General features: G+C 68.4%; 17 protein-coding genes. 6 read left to right on the top strand and 11 right to left on the bottom strand.

Going from position 1 to position 12,164, the window contains the following annotated elements:
* Window positions 1–666 (top strand): response regulator (locus I5E_RS16015; protein WP_022907874.1); only part of this gene is annotated, 666 nt, incomplete at its 5' end.
* Between the two features lie 92 nt (window positions 667–758).
* Here I5E_RS16015 and I5E_RS16010 read toward each other — a convergent pair.
* Genes I5E_RS16010 through I5E_RS16000 form a run of 3 tightly spaced genes read right to left on the bottom strand, consistent with a single transcriptional unit; the run spans window position 759 to window position 2,610 of the window.
* Complete coding sequence (locus I5E_RS16010; RefSeq protein ID WP_022907873.1) at window positions 759–1,367, bottom strand: dihydrofolate reductase family protein; 609 nt, start codon at window positions 1,365–1,367, stop codon at window positions 759–761.
* A 35-nt stretch (window positions 1,368–1,402) separates the two neighbouring features.
* A complete protein-coding gene (locus I5E_RS16005; protein WP_022907872.1) occupies window positions 1,403–2,308 on the bottom strand; it encodes an NmrA family NAD(P)-binding protein in 906 nt (301 codons plus the stop codon).
* Complete coding sequence (locus I5E_RS16000) at window positions 2,305–2,610, bottom strand: hypothetical protein (protein ID WP_022907871.1); 306 nt, start codon at window positions 2,608–2,610, stop codon at window positions 2,305–2,307. Before I5E_RS16000 ends, I5E_RS16005 begins: the two co-directional genes overlap by 4 nt.
* A 627-nt stretch (window positions 2,611–3,237) precedes the next feature.
* Here I5E_RS16000 and I5E_RS15995 point away from each other — a divergent pair.
* Together I5E_RS15995 and I5E_RS15990 are read left to right on the top strand one after the other, a co-directional pair.
* Complete coding sequence (locus I5E_RS15995) at window positions 3,238–3,621, top strand: hypothetical protein (protein ID WP_187290525.1); 384 nt, start codon at window positions 3,238–3,240, stop codon at window positions 3,619–3,621.
* Between the two features lie 301 nt (window positions 3,622–3,922).
* Entirely contained in the window at window positions 3,923–4,972 is a 1,050-nt protein-coding gene (locus I5E_RS15990; RefSeq protein WP_022907869.1) for an IS110 family transposase, read from the top strand.
* 17 nt (window positions 4,973–4,989) lie between these two features.
* On the opposite strand, the gene I5E_RS15985 is transcribed toward I5E_RS15990, so the two are convergent.
* The 4 genes from I5E_RS15985 to I5E_RS23820 form a co-directional block, all read right to left on the bottom strand.
* Window positions 4,990–5,208 (bottom strand): hypothetical protein, encoded by a 219-nt coding sequence (locus tag I5E_RS15985; RefSeq protein WP_022907868.1) that lies wholly within the window; start codon window positions 5,206–5,208, stop codon window positions 4,990–4,992.
* Between the two features lie 2 nt (window positions 5,209–5,210).
* Window positions 5,211–5,456 carry a hypothetical protein gene (locus I5E_RS15980; protein ID WP_148286995.1) on the bottom strand — a complete coding sequence of 82 codons (246 nt, stop codon included), beginning with the start codon at window positions 5,454–5,456 and terminating at the stop codon, window positions 5,211–5,213.
* A gap of 230 nt (window positions 5,457–5,686) precedes the next feature.
* Entirely contained in the window at window positions 5,687–7,024 is a 1,338-nt protein-coding gene (locus tag I5E_RS15975) for a HEPN domain-containing protein (RefSeq protein ID WP_148287005.1), read from the bottom strand.
* Window positions 7,025–7,185: 161 nt separating this feature from the next.
* A complete protein-coding gene (locus I5E_RS23820) occupies window positions 7,186–7,701 on the bottom strand; it encodes a GNAT family N-acetyltransferase (protein ID WP_187290524.1) in 516 nt (171 codons plus the stop codon).
* A gap of 239 nt (window positions 7,702–7,940) precedes the next feature.
* Between I5E_RS23820 and I5E_RS15970 the strand changes: the two genes are divergently transcribed.
* A complete protein-coding gene (locus I5E_RS15970) occupies window positions 7,941–8,306 on the top strand; it encodes a hypothetical protein (RefSeq protein WP_022907866.1) in 366 nt (121 codons plus the stop codon).
* A gap of 66 nt (window positions 8,307–8,372) precedes the next feature.
* Here the strand turns inward: I5E_RS15970 and I5E_RS15965 are convergent, their stop codons facing one another.
* From I5E_RS15965 to I5E_RS15955, 3 genes are read right to left on the bottom strand one after another with little or no spacing between them, the layout of a single operon-like run.
* Window positions 8,373–8,987: a GrpB family protein gene (locus I5E_RS15965; RefSeq protein WP_187290523.1), complete on the bottom strand. Its 615-nt coding sequence runs from the start codon at window positions 8,985–8,987 to the stop codon at window positions 8,373–8,375.
* Window positions 8,988–9,008: 21 nt separating this feature from the next.
* A complete protein-coding gene (locus tag I5E_RS15960; protein WP_022907864.1) occupies window positions 9,009–9,518 on the bottom strand; it encodes a GNAT family N-acetyltransferase in 510 nt (169 codons plus the stop codon).
* A 43-nt stretch (window positions 9,519–9,561) separates the two neighbouring features.
* A complete protein-coding gene (locus tag I5E_RS15955) occupies window positions 9,562–9,981 on the bottom strand; it encodes an NUDIX domain-containing protein (protein WP_022907863.1) in 420 nt (139 codons plus the stop codon).
* A gap of 161 nt (window positions 9,982–10,142) precedes the next feature.
* Between I5E_RS15955 and I5E_RS15950 the strand changes: the two genes are divergently transcribed.
* On the top strand, window positions 10,143–10,571 hold the full coding sequence (locus I5E_RS15950) for a hypothetical protein (protein ID WP_148287004.1): 429 nt from the start codon (window positions 10,143–10,145) through the stop codon (window positions 10,569–10,571).
* A 41-nt stretch (window positions 10,572–10,612) separates the two neighbouring features.
* Here I5E_RS15950 and I5E_RS15945 read toward each other — a convergent pair whose 3' ends face one another.
* The gene (locus tag I5E_RS15945; RefSeq protein ID WP_022907861.1) at window positions 10,613–11,689 is read right to left on the bottom strand and encodes a hypothetical protein; all 1,077 of its coding nucleotides are present in this window, start codon (window positions 11,687–11,689) and stop codon (window positions 10,613–10,615) included.
* 73 nt (window positions 11,690–11,762) lie between these two features.
* On the opposite strand from I5E_RS15945, the gene I5E_RS21980 reads away from it, so the two are divergent.
* Window positions 11,763–12,107, top strand: a complete 345-nt coding sequence (locus tag I5E_RS21980) for a hypothetical protein (protein WP_148287003.1) — start codon at window positions 11,763–11,765, stop codon at window positions 12,105–12,107.
* Window positions 12,108–12,164 lie beyond the last annotated feature (57 nt).

The following is a 12,164-nucleotide window of genomic DNA, read 5'->3' as shown; positions in this document are numbered from 1 at the left end:
CGGGTGCTCGTGGCGGACGACCAGCCGCTGGTGCGAGCCGGCGTCACCGCCCTGCTGTCAGCCGAACCGGACATCGAGGTCGTCGCGGTCGCCGCCGACGGCGGCGAGGCGCTCGCGCTCGCCCGGAGCACCCGGCCCGACGTCGCCTGCCTCGACATCCGGATGCCGGTGCGGAACGGCATCGAGGTCACGCGCGAACTCTGCGGCCCCGGGGCGGACCCGGCGGTGCCCGTCCTCGTGCTCACCACGTTCGACCTCGACGACCTCGTGTTCGGGGCACTCGAGGCCGGCGCGTCCGGCTTCCTGCTGAAGGACGCCGAGCCGGACGTCATCGTCGGTGCCGTGCGGCAGGTCGCGGCGGGCAACGGCACCATCGACCAGGCGCTGACCCGACGGGTGCTGCGCGAGTTCGTCGCTCGGCGGAGCCTGCAGCCGGTGTCCGGTGACCGGGCGGACGAGGTCCTCACCGCTCGCGAGCGCGACGTCCTCCTGCTGCTCGCCCAGGGGATGTCGAACGAGGAGATCGCCGCCGCGCTCGTCGTCGAGGTGTCCACGGTGAAGTCGCACCTCGCCCGGATGCTGCCGAAGCTCGGGGTGCGCTCGCGCCTGCAGGCGGTTGTCTGGGCGTACCAGAACCGGATCGTGACGGTGCCGGACGGGTCGTGACGGGCTCGGTGCGTGGGCCTGCACGCGCGTTGATCGTGCGCGGGCGTGTGCGCGTGTGCGCGGTCGCGGGCGCGGGCGCTCCGCGGTGGTGCTCAGGCGCGGCGGCGGTACCGGATGTGGGTCGTGAGCGGCGAGTGCAGGACCTCGACCGGCACGAAGTTGAACGTCTCGGCGCCGTCCTCGAAGATCCGTTCCCCGGAGCCGAGCAGCACCGGGGCGATGTCGAGTGTGAGCTCGTCGACGACGCCCGCGGCGAGCGCCTGGCGAACCGTCGCGGCACCGCCGGCGATGTCGACACCGGCGTCGCCGGCCGCCTCGACGGCTCGGGCGTAGGCGGCGTCGAAGCCGTCGGTGACGAAGTGGAAGATCGTGCCGCCGTCGAGCGCGATCGGGTCGTGGGCCGCGTGCGAGAGGACGAAGACCGGGGCGTGGTACGGCGGTTCGTCGCCCCACCAGCCCGTCCAGTCGTCCGGTCGCTCGTGGCGGGGCGGCCCGAACATGTTCTGGCCCATCACGTACGCGCCGCGGGGACGCATGAGCCACCCGGCGGCGGTGCGGTCCGCCTCGCCGACGTCGGCGCCGGGCATGTGCCAGGTGTGCAGCTCGCCGCCCCGGCGTCCGAGTGGCTGGTCGAACCCCTGGTCCGGCCCGGCGACGTAGCCGTCGAGGGAGATCGACATGTGGCAGGTGGTGTCGGTCATCGGGTGCACTTCCGTTCGGGATTCCGGCTCGGGGCTCAGGCTCCGGCTCCGACGTGTTCGGCGAGCACGTCCCGCACCGTCGTCCAGCCCTCTGCACCGTACCGCTCGTCGTCGACGTGGTGCAGCGTGGCCTCGCCGCTGAACATGCTGACGAAGTACTGCATGCCCTGCCACGCCGGGAACGGTTCGTCGTCGCCGGCCTTCGACAGGCGTCGTCCGACCCGGGCCATCGCCGAGAGCGTCCCGGCGGTCCCCGCCCACTGCAGGCGGAAGGGCCTGCCGGTGAGCCGGGACATCGTGTCGGCGATGCTCCGCGAGGTCACCCGGTCCCCCGCGACCTCGACGAACCGCGGTGCGTCGGGGTCGAGTGCGACGAGCGCCGTGGTGCGGGCGACGTCGTCCTTCGTGGTGAAGTCGAGCACCTGGTCGGCCGAGGACCAGTAGAGCACCCGCTGCCGCTCGAACAGGATGAGCGGTGCCAGCCCGGTGAGCATGTCGGTGAACGCGCCGTTCAGCACCGAGGTGGCCCGGATGCGGGCGGCGTCGAGGTCGGCGGCGAACTCGCGGCGCAGCTCGAAGTTCCGGTTCGTCCCCGGGGTGATCGAGCGGTAGTCGGCTGCGTAGTCCGACGGGATGAACCGTTCGACGCCGGCGTCCACCGCTGCCCGGAGCAGCGCACGCTGCGCATCGACGATGACCGGGCGTGTGCCGCTCACCGCCGACACGACGACCTCGACCCCGGCGAGCGCCGACGTCAACGAGGCGTGGTCTCCGTAGTCGGCCCGGACCACCTCGACGTGGTCGTCGCCCTCGGCCGGTGGAGTTGCCGTGGATCCGGGCCGGGTCAGGACCCGGACGTGGGTGTCGTGCCGACGGAGTGCCCGGACGATGCGTCCGCCGAGGTCACCGGTCGCGCCGGCGACGAGGACGGTGGTGGTCACGCCTTCTCGACGTCGGAGAAGAGCCCGGTGAACGTCGCTCCGGTGGCGCCGAGCTGGCCGAAGAAGGCGCCCGCTTCCTCGCCGGCGACCGCTGCCGACGCGTCGTCGTAGGAGTCGAAGTACAGGTCGAGCGTCCGGTGGGCCGGGGTGGGCGTGCCGTCCTCCTTCGGCCAGACCTTGCCGGCTTCGAGACGGCGGAGCTCCGGCAGGGCGCCGGCTGCTTCCTCGAGCGCGGGGTACGCCTGCTCGAATGCCGCGGGGTCGGTCGGGTTGTCGATGATGAGGGTGATCTTGGTCGTCATGGGGCCAGTGTTCTCCCTGGTCGCTGTCGCCGTCCGAGGGAACGTCGTCGCCGCGCGTGGCTCGTCTCCCTCACACGCATCTCGTCGCCGGGCATGGAGGGCGACGGGCTTCCGAGATCCCGGAGACCTGACGGCCCGCAGGACGCGTCCGTACGACGCACCTTCATCGCGACGGATCGCGGACCACCCATCTGAGACAGGAGCTCCCGACAGCCAGTGCGAACAGACGCCTCCGTCGCGCAGCGACCTCGCCGACGGTGGGTGGCTCCGCGTCTTGGGTGTCGCCGAGTCCGGTCGACGACGGACTATCGGACGCCTCGTCCTGCCGATGCGGCGTAGCTTCGGCTCATGTCCGCGGCGGGTGCAAACGGAGACTGGTGGGCGCTACCCCTACTCGGTGCCATCCTCATCTTCGGACTGGTCCTCAGGTGGTGGCGGAAGAAGAACGGCCGCGAATAGTGGCCCGTTCCAGTCCTTCGCGACCGGCGTAGCCCTGGGCCATGTTCGCAGCGGCGGCGGAGGGCTGGTGGTGAACGATCGACGAAGCTGCCCAGAGCCTCAGCGTTCGCATCGCGGATCAGGGACTCCTCACTCGCAGCCCCGGCGGCCTTTCGATTGGGTTGGCGGGTGGCGACGAGTCTTGAGTTCACCGTGGGAGACCGTGAACGGCACCAGGTCGTGTACACGTGGGATCAATTCACCGGACGACTTCGAATCACTGTTGACGGCCGAGAAGTGGTCAGTACGATCCGGATGTTCTCAGTCAGGACATCGGCTGACTACGAGCTGACGGTGGGCGAAGCAGAGCGGCACGAGGTCCGGATCACCAAGGAGCGTCCAGTCGCGCTTGCAGCCTTTCGTCCGCAGACGATCACCGCGTACGTCGATGGCCGCGAAGTAGCGCGCACGGACGACACGATGCGACGCGGCCAGACGATCGGCATCGGTGTCCTGATCGGCGTCCTGTTCGTAGGTGGCCTAGCCCTGCAGCTCATCACACAAACCCGCTGAACCGCCCGCTGATCCATCGGCTATCTCTAATGGTCAGTGGCTGGCCTGGGGTCGGCTGGCAGGCTGGCACTGGTCCCAGCTCGTGGTGTGACTCTCCGGCTATCTGTCCGTCCCAGTGATGTGGCGTTCGTCCGACTCGTCCACCGCGGGCAGTGGGGCTGGTGCCGGCCCGTCCGCTGCGATGGCTTGATAGAAGGTCGTCCAACCAGCCACCTGGTTGTGACTCGTTGAAGATCCGCCCCGCAACGACTTTCCCCGGGCCGGGCACCGACACGGTTGCGCTCTTGGAAGGAGTCCCGCAATGCCCATCGTCGCAGACGAGTACACGCATGTCATCGGTGTCGACACGCACGCCAGAACACACACCTACGTCATCCTCGACACCCGCACCGGCGGCATCGTCGACGCCGCGACGTTCCCGACGAGTCCGACTGGGCTCGCCCGCGCATTGGCATGGATCGACCGTCGAGCATCCGCTGGACGGCTTGCAGCCGTCGAGGGCACCAGCTCCTACGGGGCATCCCTGACCGAAGCGCTGCAGCAGGCCGAGATCCCCGTGGTCGAAGCACGACCACCACGACGAGCCGACCGCGGAACTCGCGGGAAGTCCGACTCCATCGATGCTGAGGCCGCGGCTCGTGCCGTGCTGCGCACTGACACAGCGATGCTCTCCTGGCCGAGGACCGGAACGCTCCGGTCGGCGCTGCGCGTGCTGCTGGCCGCGCGGAGATCGATGGACGGGCAACGCACCGCAAGCCGCAACGCACTCACCGCGCTGCTGCGCACCATCGACCTCAACATCGACGCTCGGCGCCCGCTGACGGACACGCAGATCAGCTCCATCGCAGCATGGCGGCACCACCCCAGCGACGACATCGACAAGGTCATCGCGCGCGCCGAAGCGGTCCGCCTCGCCCGCGACGTCATCAACCTCACCGTGAAGCTCGAAGCCAACCATGACTCGCTCCGACTGCACGTGTCCGCTCTCGCTCCGACGGTGCTGGACATTGCCGGCGTCGGCCCCGTCTCAGCGGCCGTGTTCCTCACCGCGTACTCGCACGCCGGCAGAGTCCGCAGCGAAGCCGCGTTCGCGTCACTCGCGGGCGCGGCGCCGAGCCCCGCGTCCAGCGGCAATACCAACAGACACCGACTGAACCGGCACGGCGACCGGCGGCTGAACTCGGCGCTCGAGACCGTCGCCCGTGTCCGGCTCTCCTACGATCCCGACACCCGCGCCTACAAACAACGCCGCCTCGCCGAAGGCAAGACTGCGAAAGAGGTCCGGCGCATGCTCAAGCGCTATATCGCCCGACAGATCTATCGCCACCTCACTGCCACCATGACTGCCTGACGCATACCGGGAAGGCCTCAGCTCGGTCGCAGGAAGAGCGAGATCAGCAGCACCGCGATTCCGATCCAGATCAATCCGATCGCTGGTCCTTTGAGCAGGTCAGCTTGGAACCGGCCCTCCTCGTCACGGCTGCGACTGGCAGCATTCAGCAGGTCCGCAAGGACGCCTGGCCGGATGAACAACAGAACCCCGGCTGCGATCGCTGCCGGGCCGAGAATGAGACCTGGTACCCACATCGTCACTCCTTGTCGCGTGGAACAAGCCCCACGGGCGCGTGTCTGTGAGCACGGTCGGCATCTTCTCCGCTTTCACGGTCTCGCCGGCGAGCGAGCTGCTGGCGGAGCTTGTGGATGAAGGTGGCTTCGAGGAAACCGGCCAAGGCCAGCGCGGCGATAGCGAAAAGCACGTTCGCCGGGGCTTGGGCTTGGTTGAAGACAATGATCGGCAAGCCGACCACGAAGGCCGCGCCCACGATGACGTTCATCCACGCGCCCACCAGACCCCCCGGCGCGTCAGGCACTCCATCCATCCATCGATCCGGCACCAGCCAGACGCTACTCCCTGTGTCTCACCGGCCGGAGCGCAGCTCCGTTGAGGGTTGACGTCACCCATAGAAGGGTCGGATGCGACTCGGGTGGTTTAATCATCGGGCGACGCCCACGTGGGCGATTTAGGGCAGGCAGCTCCGTCGCTCGCTGACTGCCGCACCCCGACCTACTCCATGACCCAAGGACGCGACTGCGCGTCCTCGCGGAGCCGATCCCGGAGCGCAGCACGGTCTACCCCGACCTGGAGTGCGCACCATGCACGCACTACGAGAACGCATTCCCGTTCAGTGTTCAAGACATCAAGAAGGTCAGGCATGTCACGGTTGGCGTGTTTGATCCCGTTGTAGGTGCTCACCATGCGTGTGGCCCAGTCGGCGCCGTTGAATGGGAGAACGTCACCAACGTCGACGAGTATCCGGGCAAGACGGCGCGCCAGGACTACTCCCCCAGCTTTTCTCCGGCTCAGCCCGTCACGGCGGGATAGCTCGTACCCCAAGGCCTCAACGCCGGGCCCCACTTGCGCGAGTAGCGCGACCGGGGTGACGTTGCGCATATCGATGCTGCTCACGATCGGGTCAATGATCCGCCGAAGGCGCGACCAGACCCCAAACCAACAACGAAGCCCCTCTGGTCCGAGGTCCTGATAGGTAATGAGGTGATGTCGACGCTTGGGTCGGAGGGCCGTCTTCTCGTGACTCGAGGTCACCGGTCGCCAGAACATCCGCTCGTCGCCGTCGCGATACACGTACACGTCCGCAGGATGCTGCACAGAGTGGATCAACCCGACCTCCGTGTGCCACCCCGATATGACGAGGAGATCGCGCAGCGCAGTATGCACGCGAAGATGACGCTCCCATGCGACCGGAGTCCGCGCACGCGTCTCAACCAGGAGATCGGTGCGGAGCTCGATGAGGTCGCTTTCCTCACGCTCGGCGAGACGAGCCTGCGGCCTCAGCACGATATCGACAGCACCCCACCGCCCGAGCTCTACATCCTCTGAGAGCTCACGGCGGTACTCCAACCCCCTTCCCGAGGATTCGTACGCAGTCCAAGCGCTGGCTCCGACCCAATTGCGAAGGTGCGACACGACGGCTCGGAGCGCAACCGCGGCGGTGTAGTCGCAGTCCTCGTGCCCACCAAAGACAATGTGCTGCACGCGGATCCGTCCGCTGCCTGGCCCTCCGCTTCTCGCGCTGTAACCGCCTCTACGGCAGCCAAGGAGTGTGACAAACCCCCTACGATCACGGAACCGCAGCAGCCGCGGCACGTCGTGCACCTCCGCTGCGGCCTCGGGGTCGATCAAGTCGAATACGTCCGATTCCGCGCGGAACCACCGAGGAACCGGTCCAGCAGCAGGCGACGGCCACGTCACCTGCAGCACAACCCCGTCGTCCGTGCGCTCGAGGACCACATCGCCATCGCCGACCCTGGCAGGGTCACCAACCAGTCGACCAAAGCGACGCTCTCCCAAAGACAGGGTGTTCGAATCCAGCGAACTCGTCATGCCCTGAATGTACGGGGCACCTCCGGCACCGCCGCCTCCACACCCAATAGGCCGATCATCATCCAAGGCTGAAGCCCGGCGGCGTCCGGTAGCCGATCGGCCTCTGAGACGGAATTGAGCACTTCAGAAGCTGCATGCCACCGATTGACCGTCGTTGCCGGTCAGGTCGTGACGGATTTCTTCCAGATCCGCACCAGGACCCCGTCTGGTTCACGCCGTTCGCCGCCGAGGGCGAACCCGGCGCGAATCGCTACCCGCATCGAAGCCGAGTTCTCGGGCTCGATCGCGAGCTGCGGAGCCAAGGACAGTCGCGATGCGCTTCGCGCCAGAGCACCAACGGCATCCGTGGCGAGACCCCGTCCTCGATGCCCGGAAAGCAGGGCGTAGAACAAGTCGACCGAGTCGCCGCGCGGAGCCGCGCCGCACGTTCCCGCGCGCACACCATCGCCTGTGCAGATGACCCACCGGAACGACCGTCCCTCCCGAGCACGCTTCACAAAAGAGCGGCATCGCTCACGGGCTCGGGCTTCGGTCATGGTCGCGGGATAGAAGGTCCAGCGGGTGACCTCCGCGTCCTGACTCAGCGCGTACTCGATCGGCCAGTCTCCTTCTGAGAGCGCAGCCAGCGAACCGCCAGTCAGCGGCAGATCCAACCGGTCAGGCCACACGTCACCCATCACCTCACGGTAGCCCGTGGGGCCGGCAACGAGGGGAGAATCACGGTCGGCACGGACGGGTCGAACACGCCCTCGGTGGCGCACGCCATCGTGCAGTGCTCCGCTCGTCAGCACGTCCCGACAGCGGATCGCCCCGCGGACGCCGGAGAGGCTGGCGACGACGACGAGCGACATCCGGCCCGTACCGATAGGCGATCGGAAACCGGGCGGTCAGGAGAGCTGCACTGTAGGACTGTCCCATGATTGATCGTGCCGAGACCCGTGAGGTCACGCTCGAGTGCCCCCAGCCCGCAGAGCGCGCAGTGCAAGTCATCGCCGGTTGGCTAGCTGAGAGGAGCGGGAGCGCCGTCGAAGCCACGACGGAGGGTGCTGTCGATCTTGGCTCGCGGTTCACGTACCGGATGTGGGGCGCCACGCGACGGGGCTTACGCAGGCTGCCGATGCGGTTGTCTTGGCGTGTTGCCGACAGGACGACGGGGAGCAGCGTCTCGATTCAGATGCGCAGCGACGAGGGCGAGTACCTCGTCCGCACCCACCAGCATCACCTGGTCTATCAACGAACGTTCGACGTGTTGAGCGACGAGCTGACTTCGCTGTTGACGTAGCTGCCCTGCGGTGACCATTCGGGGATCCGGAAACGGACGAGATTGAGATGGCTTCCGATCAGCGCACTACGTTGACCGTCGCGGACGACGGTCGTGCGCGTGGTCCGGATCAGCCACGAATGCTCGTTCGTAGATGTCGTAGACCACCGCAGCCTTCGCGTCGTTGTAGCGGATGCGTTCGCCAGCGCGCACCGCCTCAGCCTTCGCGTCTGCGTACGCCTGACGATCTTCAGGGTGGGTCCGCAACCACTCCACGAACACGCGATGTCGTCGCGGCTCCACCGCATCCGGCGACCACACGTGCAGGTTGGTGTTGGGATCGCCGAGGGTGAGCTGACGGTGTGCGTCGCCGGCGATCGCGTCGCGGAAGATCAGACGAAACCCAACGGCTTCGAGCCGCGGGAGCCAGGCATCCTCCTCGAGCACGTCGGGCACGAGCAAGTCGGCGTCGATGACCGGCTTGGCGGTCATCCCGGGCACGGCCGTCGAGCCGACGTGTCGGAGCGTGCCATCAGCGCCGAGCGCACGGTCGACGAGATCGCGCACGCGCAGGTAGGAGTCGATCCACGACGGGTCGTACGCCTGCGGTGGACCGGGCTCGGTCTGTCGGAACGCGATGCGCTGCGATTGACGGGCTGCATTGCCGTTGTCGACGAACGGACGCCAGAGGGGGTGCGTCACCACAGTCCCATCATGGACCGCTCAACGCGTCTCGGCCGCCCGTCCCCGACGGTGCGGGACCGTTGGGTGCGAAGAAGGGGCTTCGAGTTCACGCACCCACGCCACCTCCCGCTCGAGCTGACCGGTCCTCGAGAAGAGACGCACTTGCTGCGTGTCGGACAGCACGGCGGCGAGTGCACTCCGGTCCGCCGGACCGAATCCGAGTTTCTGCCAGAAGGGCCCTGATCGGCGCGAGAAGAGCCACGCCCGCGATGCGCCCGAGCGGGATGCTTCTTCGAGGGCGAACCTCGCGAGGGCCGTGCCGGCGCCAGCGGTGCGCCGTGTGCTCGAGACCGCGACGCTCCGGATCAGAACGTCCGCGCCGTCAGTGCTGGTTTCGTATCCGCAGCTGCCGACGATCTTGCCATCGTGGTCGCGCTCGACCCAGACTCGGACGGCGGGTGAGTCGAGACCAGCGATGGTGAGATCAGCTTCGCTGAGGAACGCACAGAGCTCCTGGACGTCGTCGCTCGTCACCGGTTGGTAGGTCATGACTCATGCTCTCGCAACACGCCGCCCTGACCGGGACCGGCTGTCAAGACGGCTTCCATGGCGGCTGACCGGCGTCCAGGACGAGGCGGACTGCACGTCTCGCTTCGTCAGGTACGAGACGTTCCTCGTCGAGTGACGTCGCTGCGACCCATCTCGGCTCGTACGTGTTGCGCTCCGACGTCCGGGCGAGCTCCGGCCCGCCGAGCGACACTTCCGAAGAGGCGACTCGCACCGCGAAGTACGCGGCAGGCACGGCGCGGTCCACAGGGACGTCGAGCAGCTCGCCCACGTCGCCGCTGAGCCCGGTCTCTTCGAGCAGTTCACGACGGCAGGCCTCGCGCAAGGTCTCGCCCGCTTCCACGCCGCCTCCGGGAAGCACGCAGTAGCTCCGGCCGTCCTGGAACCGCCTGATGACGAGGACCTGCCCATCGAGCAGGACGACCGCCGCGGATCGGATGCGCATGCTGCCAGTCCACCATGCGCCGGCTCGAACCAACAGAACCCGCGACGACTGATGACCCAGCGCGACGCTTCGTCCTCCTCTGGGTGGCGCCTGTGCGCGGGACGTGGGCGAGCCACCAGGATGGACCGGACCACGCGAGCGCGTCGGTCGGAGAGGACACCGTGTCGGACGACATCAGCAATGCCGGACTGCAGGCCATGATCGAGCGAGCCGGGCGGATCACCGCCGACGAGGCAGAGACGCTCGACGTCGCGTGGAAGGCCGACGAAGGCATCCTGCTGCCGGAACCGAGTGCATCCCTCGCGATCCAGGGAGGCGCTGACGGGCGGATGGTCACGAACGCCGACCTCGTGGCTGCATGGCAGCACGCGCTCGAGGCCGCAGGAGCAGCGGGCCGCGTCGAGGAGATCGAGGCCGCGCAGCAGGCCGGACGCGCGGTGCGACACTCGGATGCGCGCCTCCGCGACCGGGCGGGCGCCGAGGAGGCAGTCCGATCCGCGGTGCTCGCCGCCGGGGTCCGTGACCTCGTCTCGGACGACGAGTACGCGACCTTGACGGCCGCCTGGCGGAAGGTGCTCGGGAACGTCTGACCCGTAGCCGGTCGGAGCCCCGACCTCCCGGCGTCGAACCGTCAGGGGCGGGCGACGCCGCTGAAGTCCGGTGAGCCGTCCGGCGCCGCTGGCAGCGGTGTCCCGTCGACGTAGCGCGGCCAGGCGAGCGCGCGGGCGCCGTCCGGTCGACGTTCGTAGAGCAGACCGTCGCTGCCAGCGACCGTCACGGTCGAGGCCTCAGGGGCCGACGTGCCGTCCGCGGTGGTCGACCGGCTCACCTCGGCTCGGGACTCCCCGTGGTCGGCGGAGGGCTCGGACGCCGCCGCGGGACCGGCTGGTCCGGGGACGCCAGACCACGCGTCGTCGATTAGGGCGGCCGTACTCCGCCTGTCGGGGACGGACACCGTGGGGACGGTCTCCGCCGCGACCTCGGGCTTCGACGATCCGGTCGGCGCCGGCTGGGGCAACGTGGCTGCAGACGGCGCGGAGGACGCACCCGGCCATGCAAGGGCGGGATCGCGCGGTCGGAACAGTGCGTTGCTCAGCGGCACGACCACCGTTCCGAGCAGATCGAGGATCACCACGACCCACACCAGTCGCCAGTACCCGCTGGCGAGGTCGAGATCGGGAGCCAGGAGCGGCACCGACAGCAGCAGGGCGAGCAGCGCGATCACCCCGACGGTCGTCTTCGCGACGAGCTGCAGCAGCGGGGTCGGGTAGCGCCGGTGGATAACGAGGAGCAGGTGGACGTGCAGCAGCGCGAAGCGTGCGACGAACACGATGCCGACCCACTGCATGAACTGTTCGCCGACGATCCAGATCCCGTCACCGCCGAAGGGGTCGGCCGGGACGATCCAGACCTTGGCGAGGCCGGTGGCGAGCAGGTACAGGGAGACGATGATGCTCGCGAACGCGAACCTCCCGGACCGTCTCGACGACACGTCGGCGTCGTACCAGGACAGGAGCGCGAAGACGACGACCACGACGACGGTCAGCAGGAGTTGCACGGCGACCCGACCGAAGTCCCCGAGGAGCACCGCGACGATGCCGACCAGTCCAGCGGCGACGACGGCACCGATGATCGTCTTGAAGACCAGGGGGCGGACCTTCGCCCACCGTGGGTCGATCGTGCCCGTCAGGACATCCGTGCTCGCCATGCGCGCCCTCCCTCACATCGGTGTCCCCGAACACTAGCGGGGGTCGACCCTCCGGGCGTGCGAGAATCGGGCCGTGGGGGAAACGAAGGTGTTGCCAGCGGACGCGCCGGAAGTCGCGGAACTCGAAGCGCAGGGGTGGCGGGTCACCGCCCGGTCGTTCGGCGCGCAACTCGACGTCGACCGGATCGACCGGCAGCGGCTGCAGTCACTCGTGGACCGCACCGCCGGCACCGGGACGACGCGGCCGCTCGGCCCCGACGACGTCGACGCGGTCCTGCGGCTCGACGCTCTGACGGCCCACGACTACCCCGGCGGCGTCGCGACCCAGCACACCCCGCTCGACCGCGGGACGGCGACCCCGACGTCGACGAGACCGGCGTTCGGAAACGTCACGCCGGACGTGAACTCGTCGCGATGACCTTCGTCGAACGGACGGGCCCCACGCTGAAACCGACTTCACGGTCGTCCACCCGGG

The sequence above is a fragment of the Curtobacterium sp. B18 genome (assembly GCF_000333375.1).
In the GTDB taxonomy this organism is placed as follows: Bacteria; Actinomycetota; Actinomycetes; order Actinomycetales; family Microbacteriaceae; genus Curtobacterium.
The sequence above is the reverse complement of the archived record's forward strand: the minus strand, read 5'-3'. Positions and strand labels throughout refer to the sequence as shown.

Excerpts from the sequence above, each read along its gene's own strand:
- I5E_RS15955 (WP_022907863.1), bottom strand. The coding sequence starts at position 9,981 with ATGCGCATCCGATCCGCGGCGGTCGTCCTGCTCGATGGGCAGGTCCTC.
- I5E_RS15945 (WP_022907861.1), bottom strand. The coding sequence starts at position 11,689 with ATGGCGAGCACGGATGTCCTGACGGGCACGATCGACCCACGGTGGGCG.
- I5E_RS16000 (WP_022907871.1), bottom strand. The coding sequence starts at position 2,610 with ATGACGACCAAGATCACCCTCATCATCGACAACCCGACCGACCCCGCG.
- I5E_RS15975 (WP_148287005.1), bottom strand. The coding sequence starts at position 7,024 with ATGACGAGTTCGCTGGATTCGAACACCCTGTCTTTGGGAGAGCGTCGC.
- I5E_RS15970 (WP_022907866.1), top strand. The coding sequence starts at position 7,941 with ATGATTGATCGTGCCGAGACCCGTGAGGTCACGCTCGAGTGCCCCCAG.
- I5E_RS15960 (WP_022907864.1), bottom strand. The coding sequence starts at position 9,518 with ATGACCTACCAACCGGTGACGAGCGACGACGTCCAGGAGCTCTGTGCG.
- I5E_RS15990 (WP_022907869.1), top strand. The coding sequence starts at position 3,923 with ATGCCCATCGTCGCAGACGAGTACACGCATGTCATCGGTGTCGACACG.
- I5E_RS23820 (WP_187290524.1), bottom strand. The coding sequence starts at position 7,701 with ATGGGTGACGTGTGGCCTGACCGGTTGGATCTGCCGCTGACTGGCGGT.
- I5E_RS15980 (WP_148286995.1), bottom strand. The coding sequence starts at position 5,456 with ATGAACGTCATCGTGGGCGCGGCCTTCGTGGTCGGCTTGCCGATCATT.
- I5E_RS15985 (WP_022907868.1), bottom strand. The coding sequence starts at position 5,208 with ATGTGGGTACCAGGTCTCATTCTCGGCCCGGCAGCGATCGCAGCCGGG.
- I5E_RS16010 (WP_022907873.1), bottom strand. The coding sequence starts at position 1,367 with ATGACCGACACCACCTGCCACATGTCGATCTCCCTCGACGGCTACGTC.